Consider the following 24,032-nt stretch of genomic DNA (forward strand, 5'->3'; position numbering starts at 1 on the left):
ATCCTTTTATGCTTTTTATCGTTAGATTTTATCACTAACATACGTGTGAAGAATTAAATGGCTAGATATTATACCCGAATATAAAACAGAATGTTGACAGAGGTATGTTATCTAGCTCAAATCACTGGCTACAATTTGTATCGCTAATAGCAATAATACTAGACCCATCAACCGATCAATAAGGTAACCTTTTATTTGTAAGAAATTTCTCATTTTATGGTGGGTTAGTAAGTAAGATAAAAAAACAAACCAAATTGCAGTAGCGACAGCCATATATAAACCATAGCCAAGTTTAATTGAAAATGGTGTTTCTGGTGAAATAACAACTGAATACACACTAACAAAAAACAAAGTTGCTTTGACATTTAATCCATTAATCAAAAAACCGGTAAAAAAAGCATTTTTTGCCGAAGGTTTTTTCTCATCACTCAGCATGGAAACATTTACATCATTTACAGTGTTCAAAGGCTTTTTCGCGCGTAAACCGTGCCAAGCAATGTAACAAAAGTAACTAGCGGCAATATATTTTAGAGCCGTAAATAAGCGCTCATCACTAGCAATAATCACACCTACCCCAACAAGTGAATAAATAACATGTAATAAAATGCCGGTACCTATACCTAAACTTGTAAAAATGGCAATTCGACGATCGTATCGAATACTTTGCTTTAATATAATAGCAAAGTCAGGACCTGGACTTGCAACAGCAAGTAAATGTACTGCTGCAACAATAAAAAACTGTTCTAAATATGACATACTGGTTCTATTTACTTAAGGGTGCTTCGAATGGATACGTTGAAGTATTTCCTGAAAAAAGTTACTGCCTTTTTCATTGGCCAACGCAATATTATTTTCAGGAATTTTTTCTGGTTCATTATAAACAGATAAAACTCGAGCCATACTCGCTTCGCGAATTATATGAATAATAGGATATGGTGAACGGTTGGTAAAATTACTACTATCATCATAATCTTCCCCTTCAAAACAATATTCTGGATGCATACTTGCCAGTTGAAACAGACCTTCAAAACCAGATTCAACAAGTAGATCATTACCATAATCAACCAAATCTAAATAACGATCAAAACTACGAAAGCCATCACTATAAACAATTAGCGTGGTTTCTATTTCATCATGGGCTTGTAAATAACGACACTGCTCTATTAATTCATGTAAAGCAGCCTTTACTTGATCAGCCTTAGAATGATGATAATGAATAGTGTTATTCACAAATTCTTTTTTAGCGAACGGGCAAAAATTAAGCGCTATTATAACTTCTTCTAGCCATTGTTTAGTCGCCTGAATTTCTGAAGGTATATCTGTACTTCCAATGTCCAAACTGTTCGTTTTACCTGTAGGCATAAATGTAATTCTAATTAAACTAAATACGCGCTAGTTTATCCTGAATATCAGTAAAATCATACGGTGAATACTCAATAACAAATGAGTACTAGTTCTTTAGTTAATAGATTGCTGTAATTGCCACATTTTGCTGTATTTACCTTGCAAGGCCAACAATTGTTGATGACTTCCTTGCTCCACAACTTCTCCATCATTCATTACAATAATATTATCACTATCAATAATGGTTGATAGTCGATGGGCAATAACCAAGCTTGTACGGTTTTTGGTAACATCATTAATCGCCCTTAAAATAGCTTGTTCTGAATGGCTATCTAATGATGATGTTGCTTCATCAAACACCAAAATTTGTGGATTTTTTAAAATAGTACGTGCAATGGCAACCCGTTGTTTTTCACCACCTGAAAGCTTTAAACCTCGCTCCCCTACCATAGTTTCTATACCATCAGGTAAACTATTTACAAACTTGGTTAAGTGCGCTAATTCTATAGCGTGCATCACTTGTGCTGCACTAGCGTCTGGATTACCATAATTCACATTGGCAAATAAAGTATCATTAAATAACACAGTATCTTGCGGTACTATACCGATGTTTTGACGCAATGAATGTTGTGTCACTTTGCTAATATCTTGATTATCAATACTAATAGAGCCTGAACTCATATCATAAAAACGAAATAGTAATTTAACCAATGTTGATTTTCCTGAGCCACTTTCACCAACAACGGCAACCTTGTCTCCTCCCTTTATCTTAAAGCTGACACCCTTAATAATCGGCCGTTTGCTATTATATGCAAAATGGATATTATCAAAACAAATCTCAGCTTGATCAACAATTAACTCATTTGCATCAACGCAATCTTGTACTTTTGGTGATTTATCTAATAAGCCAAATAAATTTTCAATATTCGCTAACGAGCCTTTAATCTCACGATAAACAAAACCTAAAAAATTCAACGGCATAAATAACTGCATCATAAAAGCGTTAATCAGAACAAAGTCACCTAATGTCATTTTATCTTCACTAACATGTACCGCAGCAAGTGCCAACATTGACGTCATCGCTATAGCGATAATAAGCGCTTGTCCACCATTTAAAGCAAACAAGGATAAGCGATTTTTAATTTTGGCTTGTTCCCACGTACTTAATTGTTTGTCGTACGCCTGCGCTTCATAATCTTCATTGGTAAAATATTTAACTGTTTCATAATTAAGTAAGCTATCAATAGCACGTGTATTACTAGAAGAGTCAGCTTTATTGGCCGCTCTAACATAACGTGTTCGTAACTCTGTTGCGTATACTGAATAAGCAATATAACTAAGAATTGATCCTAAAGTAATTAATGCAAACCAGATACCGTAATTAATAAATAAAATAGTCACCACCATAACGATTTCAAGCAAGGTAGGTACAATATTAAAAATCATAAAGCGCATTAAAAAGCTAATCCCCGAAGTTCCACGATCAATATCGCGAGATAGCCCACCCGTTTGACGGTTTAAGTGAAAATCTAAATCAAGTTGATGCAAATGACGAAAGACTTTCAAACCAATGCGACGTATTGCTCGCTCGGTTACTCGCCCAAATAAAGTGTCGCGAATTTCAGCAAAGACCACAATAGATAACCGTACAAGGCCATAAGCTAGCACTAACCCTATAGGTACAACTAAAGCTTGTGCATTTTCAGGTGCTTTAGCGTCTAAGGTATCAACAATATCCTTTAAAATAAAAGGTAAATAAACACTCGCAATTTTTGTCAAAATTAAACAACAAAAAGCTATAGCAATTCGTGTTTTAAATTCAAATAAATACGGTAGGATAAGTTTAAAAGCTTTCCAATTTAGCGTGGTAACTTCGTGTTCAGGATAGCTTGAGCGACGCATAATCTATTAATATCAATGTGGTTTACAGGCATTCTATGCCAACTTGCCATGTTTATCACTCGCTAATACTTAAATAAGTTATTTATTCTTGCAATAACTTAAGCACGCCACTAAAACACCATACTTATGTGGTTCAAAGTCACCTTAGTTATTTCACTTTTTTTAGCTATATACAATGTTTTATCTGTTTGTTTATATAAAGATTCAATTGAAGGGTTACCTTTAATCAAGTCAGTATCTTTTTTTCTGACTCATTCGGTGTTAATTCTCGGTTAAAACGCTAATAAGACCTGCCTCATAGACTATAAATTCTAGATTAGAAGCTAAGCTAAACGGATTTAAACTAACTTAACAATTATTTTAAATATGGTTACCCATTCAATTATATACTAATAAGTTTATAAAGCTTTGTAGGTAGAGTAATAGTTCAAATATAAACTTATCTATATAAACCATGCTATTAGCAAGGTTAGCAACAAATGCAAGTAAAAATTTCGAATATTTTCAGTATGTTTAGCTATGCTAAGTGCTTGAGCACTAGGTTGATATTGTCTAAAATAACGTACTTTTTATTTTATTTAGGTTAATTATATGAGCGATACTAAATCATTACCCGCTTTACCAGATCGCCTTTCAGGTAATCCTCGTAGCCCACATCATGTGGAAGAAATTTTTGAACACAACATTGGCATTCGATTAAACGGTAAAGAGCGTAACGATGTTGAAGAGTATTGTATTAGTGAAGGCTGGGTTAAAATTGCTTCACCAAAAGCGTTAGATCGCCGTGGACAACCGCTTTTACTAAAATTAAAAGGCACTGTTGAAGCTTTTTATAAATAAGTTTTTATAAAAGCATATAACAAGTTGTCAGCTTATTGCCTGGCAACTTAATATGCTTTTTGTTATTTTACTTTATATACTCGGCTAGTTACCCTCTATTGTGCAACAATTAAAGGCGAGAAAAAATGACAAAAAAATACACAACTTTTAACGAATTTTATCCGTTTTATTTAAGTCAGCACACTAATGTAATGTGTCGTCGACTACATTTTTTTGGCTCTTGCTGCATTATTCTGTTGATATTATATGTTTCGATATCTAGCAAGTTACACTTATTATGGTATATCCCACTCATTGGCTATGGCTTCGCTTGGGTAGGACACTTCAGCTTTGAGAAAAACAAACCCGCTACATTTACTTATCCTATATATAGCTTAATAGGCGACTGGGTTATGTTTAAAGATATACTAACGGGTAAAATTAAGTTTTAAATTAATTTATATTGAACGAAAGTTAAAATCAGCACTATTTCCTTAATCCTTCTTTATCTACAGTTTCCCCGATAACTACAGTAGTTTAACGAAAATAAAAATTTTCTGAGCGTTAACAATTAAAGGCAAAACTATGATTCGCCCTACTAAAGAAGAAATAAGAGAACTGCCCTTGTATAAAGGCCTTGCTCTTAACGATATTAACATCATTGAAAACAAACATGATGCTGATGATGCATTAAAAAAATTGCAAACTGAAGTATGCCTTGGTTTTGATACAGAAAGTAAGCCAATCTTTAATAAAGGTGAGAAAAGCCCAGGTCCAACCTTGATACAGTTATCAACACCAGAAAAAGCTTACCTTTTTCCAACACGATTTCCTGTTGCAGTTGCAGCAGCTAGGAAGATATTGAGTGATCCAAAAATAGAAAAAGTAGGTTTTGGTATTAAAAATGATAACAAAGAGCTACGTAATAAACTAAATATTGAAATAGCAAATACACAAGACCTATCTATTACATTGAAAAACTTAGCCGATGAAAAAAATAGTGTTGGAGCTCGTGCTGCTGTAGCAATGGTACTTAAATTAAGACTAGGAAAAGGTGCTCAGAAGTCTAATTGGAGTGCCTACCCACTTAAGAATAGTCAGATTTTGTATGCCGCAAACGATGCGCACTCCGCTATTTGTGTACAAAAAGCTTTAATGACAAATTATAAAATTAACACATAAAAAAAGTGCAGCTTTAATGGCTGCACTTTTTAACTAGCTTGTTATGCATCCTGCATTTATTTAGTGTTCTCATTCATCCTTAAAAACTGTCCTTAGTATATCCTTTGAGTAAAACCCTACTCATTGTCCCTAGCTATAAATCCTTTTACTTCCTTGCAAATTATATTCTCAATCATTTTGAGATTAATTCCATTTAAATGTGCTTCCTAAGCAATATCTTCCTAATATCAATTATCCTTAATTGATCACATCCTTGTTCGTTATCCTTTGGTAGAATCCTATTCACCTGATTTATCCCTTAAATCGTCCTTAAAATTCTAGTAATCCTTACTTTATAAATAATTACCTAGGCAATCCATACTTTAGCAATACTTATAAAAAGCTTCCTGCTTTCTGTCTTCCTGACAAGACTAATAATACACTTAAAAATATAATTTAGGACGACACGAATAAATAGGTTTACGCTTGGAGCTTATCGACAACAGCAAAAAACAAATAAATCCTTATTAAATCAATGAGGTATATTGAGGTAGAAATAAATCATGAGAAAAAAGACAATATATCTCACACCTATGTAAGAGATCTCTCACAAAATAATAAGCAAATGACTATTTAAAAGTTGTTGAAAGAATATAAATTAAAAAAGATGTTTAGATTGTGCTTAAAAAAGTAGCTGATAATAATTAAAAAGCCTAGATAACTAGGCTAATAGATCAAAATTTAACGTGATATTGAATCATTATTTTTGAGAATAAAATCAAGTGCGCCAGTTATTGCCGCTACTTGAGCAAGAATACAGTTTTCAGCATCAGATTTAGGACTGTCTGGATAAACTTCAGTTGTAGTAACATAATTCGCATCAGTTAACCCCATACAAAGACCGAGCTCTCTGCCTGGATAATTTATAACGCCAAACTGCTCTATATCAACCCCAATTAACTTACCACTGTCATCGGCTGGAGCAATATGTGTCACTTTTTCAACAGCATCAATTATCGCTTGTTGAAATTGAGCTTGAGGGTTAAGAGTATTGCCAACCAAATAAAAGCCGTCTGGAATATTCCAAACAGTTTGTTCAATTGCATCGCGTGCTGAAAGTGCAGGTCTGAAAACAGTATTGTCTGTATCAGTCGTTTCATGTAAATCTATGTGCACTAAAATATCAACATCCAGTGATTGAATAAAGTCTATTAAGGCTACAGATTCTTGGGCAGGACTCCCTTGATAAAATGATCGGTTAGGATCAATTGCATCAGGGTTCCATCGATTAATCGTTTCATACCCCCAAGGGCTGACACAAGGAACAACTAACACATTAAAATATTCACTGTAGTCTGAATCTAGATTAGCGGCTTCATTTTGTAAAAAACGTAATGCGCCTTGTACTCCACTCGTTTCATAACCGTGTACTCCACCTGATATTAGCACTGTACTTTTATCACTTTGCCAGTGCTTGCTTTTTAATGCAAATAATGGGTAGCGCTGTTCATCAACTGACAACGCCCCATATTGCACAATATCAAAATGCGAAGATAAAGCATTAATTTTACTAATAACCTCATCTTGATACGAACGCTTTATTGTTTGCAACTCAAACCATTGCTTTTTATCAGCTGCATCCCACTTCTGGCCTAATGTACCAATGGTGCATTCAAGATTATTAGTCATATTACCTCGTTATCTTTACCTTTAATTTGTGAACTTACTTAGAATCTGAGCGACCCATAAATTTATGTTCACTTGTATTCACTTTAATTTTATCGCCTGTAGAAATATGCTCAGGTACTTGTACGATTAAACCAGTTGAAAGTGTTGCTGGTTTAGTACGAGCACTTGCCGATGCGCCTTTTATTGATGGATCAGTTTCAGTAATAACCAAATCGACACTCGCAGGAAGGTCAACAGCAACAGGTACATCGTCAACAATTATAATTGACATACCTTGTGTTTCTTCATTAATAAATAAAAGTTCATCGCTAAGGCTATCTTTGTGTAAGTTATAAGGCGTGTAATCTTCATTGTCCATGAAAACATATTCATCACCATCGATATATGAAAACATTGATGGACGGCGACTTAAATCAGCAAAATTCAGCATATCTTCTGCTTTAAACGTTTCATCTACTTTTGCACCAGTAACCACATCATATAAACGCATACGATACAAACTACCGCCTGCTCTACCTTGAGGTACTGAACGAGTTATATCTCGTACTATTAACACTTTACCATTGTGCTCTATCGCTGCGTTTTTCTTTATTTCGCTAGCCTTTGGCATGAAAAATTCCTTAAATAATGAATAATTAAATTTATATAGGGTTGATAATTAGCAAAGAAAATACCACGAACACAGGGTAATGCAAGTATTCGATAAAACAAATGAGTATTAATTATCACTGCAACGTAATATAAAAAGTAAACTTTCATACATTAGATCATATAAATCTGAGATTTTAACCAATAAAAAAGGCTAGTATAAATAAATATACTAGCCTTCGATTTAAAATTTATTTTTATTCGTTACCGAATGTTATTCATAAGAGCGCTCTAACCATGCCAACTGTAGCTTTAAATCAGCAATTTCATTATTTGCATCAGCTAGTTGTTGTTGTATAGTTTTTTGATCATTATCACTGCTTTCAACACTTAACTCAGTTTTTAATAACATATTATTTCTATCCTCATAGAGCATAAAGCCCATCAACATTGGTTACTACACATGTATTATTACATAGTGAGTTACAGAATTAATAGTATTACTAAGCTATGACAAATATTCACATCAGAAATAATGCTGAATTAATAAGATATTACCACATTAAATCATCTGGAATTTGATAATCCGCATAAGGATCATCTTCGTCTATTTGTTCATCAACTGCCTTATCATTTTGTACTAATATCACGTCCTTATCTAATTCAGCTAGTTTTTCAGCTGTTTCTCGAGTAACAATATAAGTCACATCTTCTAAACCACACAAAGATAAGCGTCCATTAACCAATGCTTTATGCGTAGTAGAATCTAAAGAAAGTTTTTTAATTTTACTACCAAAAGTGTAATTATATTCATTATCACCATCAGTACGCGTAAGTTGGTGGTGCGTTAAGATTTGTTTAATACGTAAGTTTTGTTCTTTATCTGCAAGCAACTGTTTTTTCTTTTCATTTAAAGCATTATCTCTTTCTTGCTTCTCTGCTTTAGCTTTTTCTAAATCTTGCTTAACTTGCTCTTGCAAAGACGCACCATGCTGCACACCACTACGCTTTTGCTTATTTTTTTTTCGTTTATCAGCATTTGCTTGACGTGTTTTTTGTTTGGTTGTTAAACCGGCATTAAGTAATTGATCTTGAAGTGAGGACATTATAATTTTCACTGAGATTTATTGATGCTTTATTCTAACAATAAAAAATGATGAGACAACCCCTGGATAGTTTATCCCATTATAAAAAGATCAAATATAAAACTAAATAACTTATAAACAAACAACAAAACCAAGTGCTTTTTCTTAGCTTAAAGGCTATCTTTACAATGCTATTAATTTGGTTAATTTAAGCAAAGTTTTTGTGATCGATCACTCTGTAATTTCTTGTGGAAAACTCATCAATTGCAAATAAATTTAACGATAAGTCAGGAAAAATAACTACTAGAGAATACTTGTTAGGCCGAGCTTAGCTTAACAAGTAAGTTTTATTGCTTGTAGCAGGTAATAAAAAATCCGCGATAAACGCGGATTTTTATATTAATGAAGCTTATAAAATGAGAACTTATTATTTTAATTTGTTAAGTAATACTTCAACAGCTTTCTCAATTTGCTTGTCTTGACCATTTGCAGATGATTCTGGATCATTTTTGACCATGTGATCAGGTATAGTTTGATTGTTTTCTAAGTAATTACCTTTAGTGTCTTTCATACCAACTTGTGGTACACCTGCACGAAAGTCACCAGATATACCTGTTTCCCACCATACTGCTGTCATTGTGCCAGGTACTGGCATACCTACAATATCACCTAAATTCAATTCATCATAAGTGTAAGAGAAAGCATGTGCATCACTGTAGTTACCTTCATTGATAAGTAATACCGATGGTTTATTCCATTGATCTATAGGGTCACCAGCGTATTTACGACCACGAACGTGCATGGTGAAATATTCATTCCCACTAAGCAGTTTAGCTAAGTCGTTGTGTAACCAGCCACCACCGTTAAAGCGTGTATCAACGACTACCGCTTCTTTATCAAAATGCTTTCCTAATAAACTAGAATACACCGCTCTAAAGCTTGGATCATTCATACTTCTTACGTGAACATAAGCAAGGCGACCATTGGAGAGTTTTTCAACTAACGCTTCTCGCGTACTTACCCAACGTTCATATAACAGATTACTGATTTCTTCTCCGGAGACTGGTTTTATTACTTCCTCAAAACTATCACCTTTAGCATTTTCAAAGGTAAACCTTACACGTTTACCATTTGTATGATTTAACAATTGGTATAAGTTTTGTGTTTTGGTCAATTCAACGCCATTTACTGCGACAAGCTTATCCCCAGGTTTAACTTTACTATTCGCTTTATCGAATGGCCCTTTTGCCAGCACCTCTTCAACAAGTAAGCCTTTACTGTAATCAAAAAATAAGCCTATACGACCTGTACTGTCGTTAGTGCTTGTTGATTTTGGTCGATAAGATGAACCTATGTGCGACGCATTTAATTCGCCTGTCATTTCTGCAAACATATTAGCAAAATCACGACCATGGCCAATTGACGGTAATTTCTGACGGTAAGATTTGCCAACATCATCCCAGTCTATGCCGTGGAAGTCGTCACGGTAGAACTTATCTTTGATTACGCGCCAGCTATGGTCAAACATAAAAGCACGCTCTGAAGCGGTTTTCAGCTGCATAACAGGATTAGCACTAATTGGCTTTAAGCTGATGGTTTCACCAATATCGCCTTGCTTTAACTGACCGTCTGCAAGAATAAAGATTTTTTTACCATCTTCGCTAAAAGACATACTAGCCGATCTTGCATTAAGCTTTGCCACTAGCTCTGTTTTATTATCACGAATAGACTGACGCCATAAATCATAACCTTTCTCAAAGCGGGCTAAATAATATAGCGCGGTAGTATCCTTAGTAAGGTATGCTTCGCTTAAGTTTGAAGAATGAACAGTAAGACGAACAGTGCGACGTTCAATATTATCCCATTCAATATCTACAACTTTTGACGCTTCAACTTTCTCTTTTTCAGTATCTTCGCTAGTCTCTTTAGCGCTATCTTCTTGGTCTTTATTCGATGCTTTTTCTTCTTTGGTTTCTAACTCTTTTTGTAGCTCATATTCTTCCTTCGACATACGGAATTTATCGTAACTATCTTGTGTTAAAAATGCCGCTAAAACATCACCTTCACGACCCCAACTACCGTGGTCACGCATACCAAAACGAGAACTCCACCAAAGCACAGCTTCACCATCTTTATGCCAGGTTGGAGCACCATTATTATAGCCAGATAAGCTAATATCTTTAGGCTGAGCTGAACCGTCTGACGGGAAAACCCCAATATTATTAACAAATAATCGGCTTCGTGGTGAGAAACTTGCGGTCATCCAATAACTGTCAGGTGCCCAAGCAAACGATATGTCACCATCTGCGTAGGAATAATTGTGCTCTTTTCCTAAAGCAACATTTACCTTTTTACTTTCACGGTCAATAACCTGAATTTCATCACGATTTGATAAGAAAGCTATTTTTTTACCATCGGGAGAATAAACGGGTTGGAAGCTATCAGAGTCAGCTAAATGAACCACTTCTTCTTTTAACGTCGTTGCTGCAAAAAAGTATGGTTCAGATTCGTTTGTAATACTTGTTTCGTATAACCCCCAATACCCTTCACGTTCTGCAGCGTATAAAAGTGTTTTACCATCTTTATGAAAAGACACTGAACGCTCTTGTTGCGGTGTATTCGTAATGGCACGTGTTGTCTTAAACTCTGTACTGGCAACAAATACTTCGCCACGGGCGACAAAGGCAACTTCTTTTCCATCAGGCGATACTGAATATTCAGTAATTTTTCCACCTAAAGAAATTGGGAGTAATTCATCTTCTTGTATATCATTAGCTATCGCTATTTTTACATGAGCAACTGAGCCACTTTTACTCGTATACACACTACCATGATGCACAAAAGCTAATGTACCATTATCACTTATCGATAAACTACGAACAGGGTGTTCTTTAAATGCAGTTACTTGTTTTTTATTACTACCGTCTAGGTCTGTTTGCCAAACATTAAAAGTGCCAGACTTTTCTTCAGACGTATAATAAAAGCTGTTTTTGTCTTTCCAAACAGGATTATGATCTCCACCTTCAAATGTGGTTAACTGCTGATGCTTGCCTGATTTAAGATCTTGTAACCAAATGTCACGGGCAAAAGCTGAAACATCATGCTTTCTAAATTGGTTCTCATAGGATTTTTCATCACGATAAAGCACTTGTTTGCCATTGGGAGAATACTGCAGCTCAGATGCTGGAATAGTGGCAAGCATTTCAGGGGTGCTGCCTTTTATTGAAACGGTATAACTTTCAGTTAAACGAGAAGTTGGAAACACCGTTGATTGCTTTGAATCCATACGGCTTGAGATAAATAAGACTTCTTTGCCATCTTTGCTGAAATCTTGTGGAATATCATTCGATGAATGATAAGTTAACCGTTTTGCTTTTCCGCCACTTGCTGGCATTACATAAATATCTAAGTTGCCATTTCTGTCACTTGCAAATGCAATTTGTTTCCCATCACGAGACCAAATAGGATGGCCATCCCAGTCGCTATGAATAGTTAAAGGACGGGCTGTTCCGCCATTAGCTGGGACTGTGTATATATCGCCTTTGTAAGAGAATGCGATCGTTTTACTGTCGGGTGATATACTACTGTGTAAAAACCATTCTTCGCTTTTCTCTGCCGCTGTCGCTGTCGTGGCAAACATAGCCAAAGCCGACAACATATACTTTATTCTGTCCATTGTTACTTCCTTAATAACTTAAAATATTGTTTACACTTTATTATTAAATACTCAACAAATAAATTTCTGATACATAAAAATCAATCCTAATTACATTGAAGCTAAGCTATCAGATTTTTTTCATTGTATTATTCATGAATGATTTTGATATAGTATATCATTGATGACATTATGACATGAATTCCATCCCAATTATCAATGCATTAGTCTTATTTATTCTTATATATCACACATAAAAGCTAATAAAGATATTACTAGGAGAAACCGCAACCAAACTATTTAATTAAGTAGAATAAGGTTCAAGGCGAGGACAAAAGAACCAATACATGGCCCATGTAAAATCATCAGACGAAAAAGTGTTTTATTGTGCGCCTTAATTTATGGTGTTAAACGATAAACTGATTGTTATGTATCAAAAATACAAACTTGAAAAATTTTAGCTAAATCCACACTAACAACTGTACTAAAAATAAAAGACTCCTGATTAAAGTAAAGTAATTAAGCGTAGCTAAAAACTCATAATCCAGTGAGACCAGTTATCCTGTTATGTGTATTTGAATCCAAACTCTGTACAGGCTAATGACTTATTATTTAATGTAATAAAATTAGGTACATTACCAATAATTTCAAATCCTTGTTTTAATAATACATGTTTAGAAGCTGGATTATTTGCTAGTACCTTAGCTTCAAGGTATTGAACACCAAATTCTTTTTTTGCAATTTCAATTAGCGAAGCTAAACAGAGGCTGGCATAGCCTTGAGATAAAAATCGTTTTGAAACCCTATAACCTACAGAAGCTTTATTAGCACTAATATCTCTTAAATTAGCTCTTGCGATAATTTCATTATCTTTAATAAGTAAACCACAAAACGCAGTACTAGAAATTACTTTATCGAGTTCTTCATCAATATGTTGTGCAACACCTTGCTCTGAATAAAAATTATTCTCTCGAGGTTCAATTAATGATTCAAACCATGCTCTATTTTCTAGCTCAAAATCAAATAACGGCTGTAAATGGTGCTTAGATAAAAGTTCAAGCTGCATTGAAATACTCCATACGCATAGACATTATGCTGAATAGATGAGCGCATAACACTCAACTAAAAAACAAATTAAAATCAACAAAATAATATCAGTTTCATTAATTAGGTGAACAAATTTATATGTAGAAAAAATTGCCAAATACAAGGCATTTATTTCAATAACGAGTTGTTCTAATTATTAAATAAATAACGATGTAGTTGGTGATTTTAGCAAGTAGAAATGATCACATAGTTAGTGAGATTGGTATAATATAATAAATCAACCATTTGAAATGACTTAAAACATTAGCTGCTTCTTAATTAGTTTTTAGTACTGCTTTTAATATAGGCTTTTCAAGAGTCTCTTAAATTGATGCTAGCTATTTTTGCTATTCAATTCTTGTAACTGTTCAGGTGTATCTAAATCAATAAATGCTAATGGCATTTTCTTTATATTGACGTATTCTCTATTTTTTTTAAGAACCTTCTTAGCTCCTTCATCGCCAGATAAAACGATAAGCTCCTTAAAGAAAGACCGTGGAAAAATAACGGGTGGACTCAAGTGGTCCCCATCACCCGCGATATGAATTTTTTCGGGTTTTTTTCGCCATTCATTTATTAAGCTTGTTAAATCATTAACCGTCAATTGCCATTGATCCACCAGAAAGATAAGTACCGCATCTATATCATTATCTAGTTCACTTACGCCTTTAGCGATAGAGCTTGATAGACCTTTTGACCAGTTATTATTCTTAATTAACGTTAAGTTTTCTGCAGAAGCTAAACTAGCCAAATCTGCTATTAATTTTTCACTTTGACAACCCAAGACACAAAAAGCTTTCGTGTTATCCGTTAAGCAAATACTATTCATCATAGATACTTGCCTACACAATAAGCTTTGCGGTAATTGATCTTTCTCAGCGATTAATACTAATTGCTTGGGTTGTCCAAGACGTGATGAACTTCCAGCAGCCATCAATAATAAAGCAATTTTTTTATGCTTAAGTTCAGAAACCATTAACAACTTTAAATATAAAATTAATAAAAACGTAGTACTATTATACAATAGCACCGGATAGTAGATATCACTCAAAAAATAGAAAAACGAGTCAAATTATTTAATATCTATTTTACTAAATGTATTCGGCTATCAGTTTTACTAATTTTGGGCTCTTTGGGTGAGGTAATCGACACATCTTTAGTAATAGATTCACCATTTTGATACCTATGATATGAGCAATGTTTTAAACCTATTTGATAACAAAAATCATTAAAACTTTGCAGATCTTCGCGAGTAATACATTCCCCTTCTTGGGTTAATAAGCCATCTATATACATAGAATCACCATTAATATTACAATTAGCAATAGCTGAATACGGCTTACCATATTCATCAACTTTTAATGCTCTGACCATTTTTACTTCGAAAATCCAATCACCAATTTTTACATGTTTTGACATTGACTCTGTCACTTGAAACTCCGAAAATAAAGTACATATAATAAGCGATTAATTATACATTTGATTAACATTAAAATCTAAATAAAACATTATTTTTATATTTTATTAAAAACAGTAACTTAAGCTTTACTTTTATTTACAATTTAATAAAAGCAACAAAAGCTTCGCTAGTTTGTTTTAATCAGTTATTCTTTCTATCATTATTTCTTATCAATATTTTGACTTCTATTTACTATGTTAAAAAGAATTATTGTTTCTTTATTACTTATCAGCTCCCTTATTATCGCTTTTACCGCAACTTGGATATATAGCCAAATAGACAGTGCGTTACCTATTTTAGATGGTAAAAAAACAGTTTTTGGGCTCACAAAAAGTGCAACAATAGAGCGTGATGATCAAGGAATAGTAACGATAAAAGCCAGTAATCGACTTGACGTTGCAGTAGCAACAGGATTCGTTCATGCACAAGAGCGCTTTTTTCAAATGGATTTATTAAGACGTAACTCAGCAGGTGAATTATCAAGTTTATTTGGCTCTGTTGCACTTGAGCATGATAAGTCTATTCGTATTCATCGCTTTAGAGAGAGAGCAACTGACATAGTTAATCAATTACCCACAGAGCAGAAAGAATTATTAAAAGCTTATACCCGCGGCGTAAACCAAGGCTTAAAATACGTAAGTTCACACCCATTTGAATACCTTTTACTTCAACAAGAGCCAACCCAATGGAGCGAAGAGGATTCAATTTTAACAATTTTTAGTATGTATATTGATCTGCAATATACCGATGGACAACGTGAACGTACTTTAGGTCTTATGAAAGCAATTTTATCTGCCGATGTTTATGCATTTTTAAATCCTCTTGGCAATGTTTGGGATGCAGCTATTGATAATAGCCAATATCAACCATCATCAATGCCCAAAAACGCTTGGCCGTCAGCATCAAGTGCTAATTTAATCACTATCGAGAAAAGTCATAATACTGCTATTAATGATGTGTCCAAAAAATATCAAGCTGATGAATTTCCTGGTTCGAATAACTGGGGTGTTTCGGGTGAAATAAGCAATACTGGTAGTGCAATTATTGCTAATGATATGCACTTAGGAATACGTGTACCTAATACTTGGTTTAGAGCAAGTTTTGAATATCCGAGCACAGCGAATAAAAAAGTAAAAATTACCGGAGCAACATTACCTGGTACACCTAACATAACTGTAGGTAGTAATGGCCAGATTGCGTGGGGGTTTACTAATAGCTATGGTGATTATAGTGATGTAATTAAAATAAAAAGTGTTAATAACGACACTCAATATATGACCAAAAATGGTGCTAAAGACTTCAGTTTTCATAAACAAATAATTGCCATTAAAGATGAACAACCTGTTGAAATTACCATTAAAGAAACTATCTGGGGACCTATTATAGGTAAAAATAGCCAAGGTGAATTACTTGCCTATCGTTGGGTTGCTCACGACAAAGAAGCCGTGAACTTTATAGCAACCGAATTAGAACTTGCGACCAGTGTAAAAGAAGCATTTTCTATTGCCGCACATAGTGGTATTCCATCACAAAACATGATGGTAGGTGATAAATCAGGTAACCTTGGCTGGACAATTATGGGCCCTATCCCAAAGAAATTTGGTAACACCGGCGAAACCCCCACCTATTGGCATAATGGTGATAATGGCTGGACGGGCTATTTATCTCCTGCGAATTACCCTCAAATTTTAAATCCAAAAGACAATCGATTATGGACGGCTAATTCTCGTGTTGTTGGTGGTGAAATGTTAGAAAAAATAGGTAATGGTGGTTATGCATTAGGAGCACGTTCTAAACAAATTCGTGAAAACTTATTTGCCCTTAACACATTTAATGAAGAGTCTTTATTAGCAATAGCTTTAGATGATCGCGCTACATTTTTACAACCTTGGGTAAACTTTCTCTTGAGCAAAGTACTTAATGACGACGCTTTAACCGATGAAGTTATCAACAAACACAGACAATTTCAACAAGTTAAAGACTTACTTTCAGAAGATAAAGCATTAAGCGCAAGCATAGATTCAGTAAGTTATCGATTAGTGAGAAACTTTCGAATCAATGTTCGTGATTTAGTTTTTAGTGAATTTAATAGTACGCTCAAAAATGTCGATGATATCTATAGCTTTCGCAGCATTAGCGCTCAAATTGAAGTGCCTTTATGGCAACTAGTTAATCAACAACCTGATAACTTTTTAATGCGACCTTTAAATAGCTGGCAAGCAGTGTTTAACCAAGCACTACAACAAACAATTGATGATATGACTTATCTCGATGAAAACAACAAACAAGCGCTAACCAAAGCGACTTGGGGGCAACAAAACACAAGCGAAATACACCACCCCCTTAGTCAATCAATCCCTTTTATTGGCCGATGGTTAGACATGCCAGCTAAAGCACTGTCAGGCGACAGCTATATGCCAAAAGTGCAAGGTAAACGCTTTGGTGCATCAGAGCGTATGGTTGTTTCACCTGGGCATGAAGAAACGGGTATTTTTCATATGCCAACAAGCCAATCTGGTCATCCATGGAGTCCTTACTACGGTAAAGGACATACAGATTGGGAACAGGGGGTTGCCTCCCCTTTCCTACCAGGTGAAACTAAATATAAACTGACACTACTGAGTTATTAATCATTATTCTTAACTATAAAAACATAAGCGATAAAACATTAACTTTAAAAATACTAACGATACAAAGGAAAAAAATGACGACATTAATTTGGTGCCTCTTTATTGCAGGGCTACTCCCATTAGTTGCTAAAGCCCCCGTAGTTTTCGCAATGAACAAACTTGGTGGTTACGACAACAATCACCCAAGAGAACAACAAAGCAAACTTACCGGGTTTGGCGCCCGCGCTTTGGCTGCACATCAAAATGCGTTTGAATCATTTATTATTTTTGCGCCCGCCGTTTTATTAGCTATTGCGACCCACCATATAGGCGCCAATATTACATTACTAGCTATCATTCATGTTTGCGCGCGCATCGCCTATCATATTTTTTATTTAATGGATATTGATAAGCTCCGCAGTGTAGTGTGGTTTATTTCAACCGTAAGTAGCTTTAGTATTATAGTTTTATGTATCCCATAAAGTGCAATTACAACAAAAAATGGTCTAAATAAACTATTGACATAAATCACTCAAGCTCGCTAGAGTAGTCGCTCTAGCGAAGCAATGATCTAAAACCTTCATTTGGAAGGTTTTTTCATAAACAGAACAGCATAAATTAGCAAAATAGGAAATAAAAGTGAGCGAAAAATTAGATTTAAACGAAATACGTAAAGAAATTACAAGCTTAGACAATGAACTATTAACCTTATTTGCTAAACGTCGCGCACTCACACTTAATGTTGCTAAAAGTAAAGTGCAACAAATTCGTCCTATTCGTGATCAACAGCGCGAACAAGAGTTATTAATTCGCTTAATAAAACAAGGTAAAGAATTAGGCTTAGACGCCCATTATGTTACCAGTGTTTTTCAAACAATTATTGAAGATTCAGTATTAAATCAACAAGCTTACTTACAAAATTTAACCAATCCTAATATACAAACACCTACCGTAAGTGTTGCCTTCTTAGGCGATAAAGGATCATACAGTTATTTAGCAAGTCATCGTTACTTTTCAAGACGCGCTGAAAAAATTATAGAGTCTGGTTGCCAAAATTTTAGTGACATTTTACAACAAGTTGAATCGGGGCAAGTAGACTACGGTATGTTACCAATCGAAAATACTAGCTCTGGCAGTATTAATCAGGTTTATGACTTACTTCAACATACCAATTTATTTATTGTTGGCGAGATAACTCAACCCATTGAACATTGTTTGCTAACCGCGGTTAATACCTCTTTAGACAAAATAAAAACAATTTATGCACACGGTCAACCTTTTGCTCAATGTAGTAACTTTTTAGATAAACAAAACAATATTCGTATTGAATATTGTGATAGTACCGCAGATGCTATGGTTAAAGTTTCAGAATTACAAGATGAAACAATAGCGGTTATTGGTAGTGAAGAAGGTGGACAACTATATAAATTACAAGCCTTAGAAAAATCAATCGCTAATCAAAACGAAAACCACTCACGCTTTATTCTTGTCGCAAGAAAAGCAGTGGATGTTGCAGAGCAAATTCCAGCAAAAACCGCAATTATCTTAGCAACTGGTCAAAAAGCAGGTGCTTTAGTTGAATGTTTGTTAGTACTGAAGGAAAAAGGCATTAACATGTGTAAGCTTGAATCTCGCCCTATCCAAGGCCGTCCATGGGAAGAAATGTTTTATATTGATGTAGAAGCCAACTTGAAGAGCTTTGCTTTACAAGAAGCGATCAGTGAAATTACGGCTCATACAAATTTCATTAAAGTATTAGGTTGCTACCCCATTGAACATATAAGCCCAACCAGTGTTCCAAGCAACAAAATTTAAAGCACAAAAACAATAATGTAGTCTTGCCTATAAATAGACTACATTATTGTCTTCTGTTACTACTTACAAACGCACTTACGACATAAAACACAACAATACAAAACTCAGAAGAGTAAGATGAAGAAAAGTTTAAATTTATCTTCAAACTAATCCTGCTAACTATAGCTAATCCTCCAAATCATTGTAGTCGCTAAATTTGCCTTCGCTTGTTGAACTGTTATTAACATAATAACAAGTCTGTATTTAACCTGAACTCGCTTTAAGATGTTTTTAATTTATTGGCATGATTAATAATATAACTATATTTTATACTCTAACTTGATCGTTTTTCTTAATTCAAGGCAAATTTCGCGTCAATAGCTAGTCTATTGCAAGTAAATTTAACGAGGAAGTAAGGAAAAATAACTGTTAGAGAAAGATTTATTAAACCGAGCTCAGGTTATTTACTATTGTAATTAAACGCGACTAGCCTAATATGATTAAAAGCCTAACCGCGTAAATTCCATTATCCTTTCGTATCTACCCCTGCATTAGTTGTTAATGCTTTTTGCTTTTCTGCTATTTGATTCGCAATTGCTAACGGTGAGCCGGTATTTCTACAAAGCCAGTAATAAGCTCCAGGTACAATAAACAAAGTAAACACACTCGCCAATGAAACACCAGCAAAAATAACAACACCAATAACCATTCTGCTTTCAGCGCCTGGCCCTGATGCAAAAACTAACGGTACTGCACTCGTCACCGTGGTAAACGTTGTCATCACAATAGGCCTTAATCGTTGCTGTGCGGCGCTAATTAATGCTTCCTCGAACATAATACCTTTATCGCGAAGTTGGTTGGCAAACTCAACAATTAATATGCCATTTTTGGCCGATAAGCCAATTAACATCACAATGCCAATTTGACTGTATATATTCAAACTCATCCCCATCAGCTCAAGGCCTGTAAGCGCGCCTACTAAACCTAAAGGAACAGTCAAGAGAATAACCAATGGATGAACAAAACTTTCAAATTGCGCGGCTAAGACTAAAAAGGTAATTAATAACGCTAATAAAAACACCAATAAAATAGAACTACCAGACTCTTTTAATAATAACGATTGCCCTTTGTAATCTATTTGTGTTTCCTCAGGTAGATGCTGTTCGGCAACATTTTCTAAGAATTTTAAAGCGTCCCCCAAAGCGTAGCCATCAGCTAAGTTTGCTGTAATTGTAATGCTACGTAATCGATTATAACGGTTCAATTGAGATGATGTAGCATCTTCAGTAATACTAATTAAGTTTGACAGCGGTATTAATTCGTTTGAACTTGATGAGCGAACATAAATATTGTCTATATCCGTAGGACTTCTATATTGCATTTCATCCCCTTCAACGATCACGTCATACTCTTCACCGCGATCAACAAACGTAGTAACTCGGCGCTGACCTAACATAGTCTCTAATGTTTGTGCTATATCCCCAACAGATACGCCTAAATCATAAGCTCTATCACGGTTTATCTTCACCATGAGTTGTGGGTATGTTTCTTTATAATCACTATCAACAGATGACAGATTAGGATTTTTTTGCGCTTCAGCAATAACGATATCACGCCATTTTGCTAACTCACTGTAAGTATTACCTTGTAATACAAAGGCAACAGGCGAACTACCACCACCACCGCCAATACCACGACGCATAATAGCAAAAGCTCTTACATCGGTAACATCTTGTAATTCTTTGCTTATTTTTCCAATGAATTCAAAAGTATCAAAACTTCGCTCGCCCCAATCAGGCATACCTACAACCGCTGTACCACCTTTACCGCCAAAGCCTGGCACTCGTACAATAACCCGATCAAGCTCACTGCGCTCTTGATATGCAAGAAGTTTATCTTCTATCACTTGCATATTTTTTACATTATTCTCGTAGCTTGCTCCCTCTGCACTCTGCATAACAATAAAAAGGTTACCACGATCTTCTTTTGGTGTGTATTCTGCTGGGAGCTGTATAAATAATAAATACACAGCGACAAGTGATACCGCAATAATGCTAATAATCAGAAATGGTTGATGAATACTCTTTGATAAAGCTCGCCCATAAGCAGCCTCGAAACGGGCAAAATTTCTATCTAGAAACTGTCCAAAAGACGAACTGCGTTTTCGATATTTTAACATTTTTGAACACATCATCGGCGTCAGTGACAAAGCCGTAATACTTGAAAAAATAACAGCCGCTGCAATTGCAATGGCAAACTCGGTAAATAATCGACCGACATTACCCGACAAAAAGACTAAAGGTACAAATACGGCAACCAAAACCAAGGTAGTTGCAATAACCGCAAAAGCAACTTCTCGTCCACCGTCATAAGCCGCCATTAAAGGTGTTTGTCCATTTTCGATACGGCGATAAATATTCTCTAAAACAACAATGGCATCATCAACCACTAAACCAATCGCTAAAACAAGTGCTAATAGGGTTAGTAAGTTAATAGAAAAACCAAACCAAGAAAGTGTCATCATTGAGCCAATTAAGGCCACGGGTACGGTAACGGCAGGGATTATTGTTGCTCTGACATTCCCCAAAAACAAGAAAATAACCAAAACAACCATCAACATAGCAATAATTAACGTACTGTAAACCTCATCAATTGAGCCTTCTATAAAGACAGACGAGTCATAACTGTTAATAATTGTAGTACCAATAGGTAATGAACTACGTACCGCAATCATTTCCTTACGCGCTTCTTTTACCACTTCTAAGGTATTGGCTTTAGACTGTTTTACAATACCCAGCCCAACCATGTTCTTACCATTTCCACGGAACAAATTCTCATCATCTTGAGCGTCAACACTTACATGGGCAATATCGCCTAAACGCACCAAAGAATTATCATCAGCTCGAGCAACCGCCATATTAGAAAAGTCTTCTGCTGTCAAATAACTACGCTGAACTCTTATTGAAAAATCTCGTTCAATAGACTCAACACGCCCTGCCGGCAATTCAATATTTTCACTACGTAAGGTTGACTCAATATCTTGTACAGTTACATTTCGAGCAGCCATAGCTGAACGATTTAATAGTATTTTCATCGCATAGGTACGTCCCCCACCTACACGAACTCGAGCAACACCATCTACAACAGCAAAACGATCAACAATATATCTATTTGCATAATCGGTTAACTCTAACGTGGTCATATTTTCACTTTGCAAGGCAAACCAAACAATAACGTCTTCATCATCATTCGCTTTAGAAACCTCAGGAGGATCGGCTTGTTCAGGGATATTATTTAAAGCACGTGATATCCGATCACGAACATCATTGGTCGCGGCGTCAATATCACGATCTAAGTTAAACTCAATCGTAATATTTGATCGCCCTACTCGCGAGTTTGATGTAATAGTTTTAACACCTTCAACACCACTGATTCTATCTTCAAGCACTTGCGTTATTTTTGTTTCAACAATCGCTGCTGAAGCGCCAGGATAATTAGTATTAATACTGACTACCGGTGGATCAATATCCGGGTATTCTCTTAAAGGTAATAGTAAAAAAGCGACAATACCAAAAGTCACAATAAGTAAATTAATTACTGTTGCAAAAACAGGCCTTTTAACAGAGAGATCAGATAAAATCATTTAACTTCTCCCTCTACGATTGGGCTTTCCAGCTGATTAATTATTTTTACTTTAGTGCCATCACGTAACTTTAATGCACCTTCAATAACAATTAGCTCTTGTTGTGTAACGCCGTCTACTATTTCAACAACTCCGGGTAATCGGCGGCCAATAGTGACACTTTTACGCATAGCAATTTTATCTTGCTCACTTTCTTCAATGACAAAAACATAATGCTTATCTTCTATCGGAATGATAGAGCTCTCAGGTAATTGCAATAATGTTTCAACTTGTCTTACTAATTCAATATTAAGTAACATACCCGGGCGTAACGCTAAATTTTCATTAGGAATTACCGCTCTTACTTTTAAAGAGCGTGTTATTGGGTTGATACGAGTATCAATTGAACTGATTTTTCCAATAAACTCTTGTCCTTTATAAGCAGAACTAAGTGCGGTTATTGATTGTCCTAATTTAATCGTAGGAAGAAACCGTTCCGGCAAATCAAAATCAACCTTGATTACAGATAAATCATCAAGGCTTGTAATCACACTACCCGCATCAATATAGCTTCCAACACTGACATCTCTAAAACCTAGAATTCCGTCAAAAGGTGCTTTTATAATTGAATCATTTACTCGCGTACGGGCACTTCGAAGTTGTGCAGCAATGGCTTTGGTCTTGGCTTCTTGTTGGTCAACTATTGATTTAGAGGTAGCTTTTGAACTTAATAAGTCTTGAAAACGTTTTAATTGCGCAACTGATTCAGATAAATTCGCTTCTAACTCACTTACTTTTGCTAATTCTTCCTGATTATTTAAACGAACAAGTACATCACCTTTTTTTACTAATTCGCCATCATTAAAAGAAATTTTTTCGACTAAATCTGCATACTTAGTTGTAATAAATACTTTTTCATTTGCCCTAGTCGTCCCTATAGCTTCAATACTATCCCTAAATTCGTTCAGCTTTGCGGTGGTCACTTTCACTGAAACAATACGTTGATATTCTGCTTGTGCTTGTTCTTCGTCAGGCCATTGGATATAAACTACAATACTGATAAGTAACAATAGAATAATAAATAAAGGTAAACGGTTCATGATAGAGCTGTTATTAGACATAAATGAAAGTCTCAATTTTTTAATAATTAGTATAGGAAAACTTTTATAGTATAAACTAATGCAATAAACATGACATTTACCTGACCTACTATTTACCT

At 35.1% G+C, this 24,032-nt stretch carries 19 protein-coding genes; 6 read left to right on the forward strand and 13 right to left on the reverse strand.

The window, feature by feature from the left end; all coding sequences use genetic code 11:
* Positions 1 to 111 precede the first annotated feature (111 nt).
* The 3 genes from Q4496_RS00605 to Q4496_RS00615 all read right to left on the reverse strand — a co-directional run bounded on the left by Q4496_RS00605 (position 112) and on the right by Q4496_RS00615 (position 3,246).
* Complete coding sequence (locus Q4496_RS00605; protein ID WP_303609756.1) at positions 112 to 756, reverse strand: LysE family translocator; 645 nt, start codon at positions 754 to 756, stop codon at positions 112 to 114.
* Positions 757 to 771: 15 nt separating this feature from the next.
* Entirely contained in the window at positions 772 to 1,362 is a 591-nt protein-coding gene (locus tag Q4496_RS00610) for a DUF1415 domain-containing protein (protein WP_215972396.1), read from the reverse strand.
* Between the two features lie 96 nt (positions 1,363 to 1,458).
* Positions 1,459 to 3,246, reverse strand: a complete 1,788-nt coding sequence (locus tag Q4496_RS00615) for an ABC transporter ATP-binding protein/permease (RefSeq protein WP_215972395.1) — start codon at positions 3,244 to 3,246, stop codon at positions 1,459 to 1,461.
* Positions 3,247 to 3,837: 591 nt separating this feature from the next.
* Between Q4496_RS00615 and Q4496_RS00620 the strand changes: the two genes are divergently transcribed.
* The 3 genes from Q4496_RS00620 to Q4496_RS00630 all read left to right on the forward strand — a co-directional run bounded on the left by Q4496_RS00620 (position 3,838) and on the right by Q4496_RS00630 (position 5,247).
* The gene (locus tag Q4496_RS00620; RefSeq protein WP_215972394.1) at positions 3,838 to 4,086 is read left to right on the forward strand and encodes a DUF3297 family protein; all 249 of its coding nucleotides are present in this window, start codon (positions 3,838 to 3,840) and stop codon (positions 4,084 to 4,086) included.
* Positions 4,087 to 4,211: 125 nt separating this feature from the next.
* Positions 4,212 to 4,517, forward strand: coding sequence for a DUF962 domain-containing protein (locus Q4496_RS00625; protein ID WP_215972393.1), 306 nt, complete (start codon positions 4,212 to 4,214; stop codon positions 4,515 to 4,517).
* A gap of 133 nt (positions 4,518 to 4,650) precedes the next feature.
* Entirely contained in the window at positions 4,651 to 5,247 is a 597-nt protein-coding gene (locus Q4496_RS00630) for a 3'-5' exonuclease (RefSeq protein WP_215972392.1), read from the forward strand.
* Positions 5,248 to 5,967: 720 nt separating this feature from the next.
* Here Q4496_RS00630 and Q4496_RS00635 read toward each other — a convergent pair.
* The 8 genes from Q4496_RS00635 to Q4496_RS00670 form a co-directional block, all read right to left on the reverse strand.
* Positions 5,968 to 6,915 carry a M14 family metallocarboxypeptidase gene (locus Q4496_RS00635; protein ID WP_215972391.1) on the reverse strand — a complete coding sequence of 316 codons (948 nt, stop codon included), beginning with the start codon at positions 6,913 to 6,915 and terminating at the stop codon, positions 5,968 to 5,970.
* 34 nt (positions 6,916 to 6,949) lie between these two features.
* A complete protein-coding gene (gene yeiP / locus Q4496_RS00640) occupies positions 6,950 to 7,525 on the reverse strand; it encodes an elongation factor P-like protein YeiP (protein ID WP_215972390.1) in 576 nt (191 codons plus the stop codon).
* Between the two features lie 252 nt (positions 7,526 to 7,777).
* Positions 7,778 to 7,915, reverse strand: a complete 138-nt coding sequence (locus tag Q4496_RS00645) for a hypothetical protein (protein ID WP_215972512.1) — start codon at positions 7,913 to 7,915, stop codon at positions 7,778 to 7,780.
* A 142-nt stretch (positions 7,916 to 8,057) separates the two neighbouring features.
* Complete coding sequence (locus Q4496_RS00650) at positions 8,058 to 8,609, reverse strand: DUF2058 domain-containing protein (protein WP_215972389.1); 552 nt, start codon at positions 8,607 to 8,609, stop codon at positions 8,058 to 8,060.
* A 406-nt stretch (positions 8,610 to 9,015) separates the two neighbouring features.
* The gene (locus Q4496_RS00655) at positions 9,016 to 12,264 is read right to left on the reverse strand and encodes a S41 family peptidase (protein ID WP_215972388.1); all 3,249 of its coding nucleotides are present in this window, start codon (positions 12,262 to 12,264) and stop codon (positions 9,016 to 9,018) included.
* 544 nt (positions 12,265 to 12,808) lie between these two features.
* Positions 12,809 to 13,309 carry a GNAT family N-acetyltransferase gene (locus Q4496_RS00660; protein ID WP_215972387.1) on the reverse strand — a complete coding sequence of 167 codons (501 nt, stop codon included), beginning with the start codon at positions 13,307 to 13,309 and terminating at the stop codon, positions 12,809 to 12,811.
* 354 nt (positions 13,310 to 13,663) lie between these two features.
* Positions 13,664 to 14,305: an NTP transferase domain-containing protein gene (locus tag Q4496_RS00665; protein WP_215972927.1), complete on the reverse strand. Its 642-nt coding sequence runs from the start codon at positions 14,303 to 14,305 to the stop codon at positions 13,664 to 13,666.
* A 107-nt stretch (positions 14,306 to 14,412) separates the two neighbouring features.
* Positions 14,413 to 14,760, reverse strand: a complete 348-nt coding sequence (locus Q4496_RS00670) for a hypothetical protein (protein ID WP_215972928.1) — start codon at positions 14,758 to 14,760, stop codon at positions 14,413 to 14,415.
* Between the two features lie 222 nt (positions 14,761 to 14,982).
* On the opposite strand from Q4496_RS00670, the gene Q4496_RS00675 reads away from it, so the two are divergent.
* The 3 genes from Q4496_RS00675 (at position 14,983) to pheA (ending at position 19,212) form a co-directional block, all read left to right on the forward strand.
* A complete protein-coding gene (locus Q4496_RS00675; protein WP_215972929.1) occupies positions 14,983 to 17,418 on the forward strand; it encodes a penicillin acylase family protein in 2,436 nt (811 codons plus the stop codon).
* A 74-nt stretch (positions 17,419 to 17,492) separates the two neighbouring features.
* Positions 17,493 to 17,879, forward strand: a complete 387-nt coding sequence (locus Q4496_RS00680; RefSeq protein WP_215972930.1) for an MAPEG family protein — start codon at positions 17,493 to 17,495, stop codon at positions 17,877 to 17,879.
* 157 nt (positions 17,880 to 18,036) lie between these two features.
* The gene (gene pheA, locus Q4496_RS00685; RefSeq protein WP_215972931.1) at positions 18,037 to 19,212 is read left to right on the forward strand and encodes a prephenate dehydratase; all 1,176 of its coding nucleotides are present in this window, start codon (positions 18,037 to 18,039) and stop codon (positions 19,210 to 19,212) included.
* Positions 19,213 to 19,717: 505 nt separating this feature from the next.
* Here the strand turns inward: pheA and Q4496_RS00690 are convergent.
* Positions 19,718 to 22,834: an efflux RND transporter permease subunit gene (locus tag Q4496_RS00690; protein ID WP_215972932.1), complete on the reverse strand. Its 3,117-nt coding sequence runs from the start codon at positions 22,832 to 22,834 to the stop codon at positions 19,718 to 19,720.
* On the reverse strand, positions 22,831 to 23,934 hold the full coding sequence (locus Q4496_RS00695) for an efflux RND transporter periplasmic adaptor subunit (RefSeq protein ID WP_215972933.1): 1,104 nt from the start codon (positions 23,932 to 23,934) through the stop codon (positions 22,831 to 22,833). The genes Q4496_RS00690 and Q4496_RS00695 overlap by 4 nt, the downstream gene beginning before the upstream one ends.
* Between the last annotated feature and the right edge of the window lie 98 nt (positions 23,935 to 24,032).

It is taken from the genome of Colwellia sp. 5_MG-2023 (assembly GCF_030547795.1).
Classification (GTDB): Bacteria; Pseudomonadota; Gammaproteobacteria; order Enterobacterales; family Alteromonadaceae; genus Colwellia.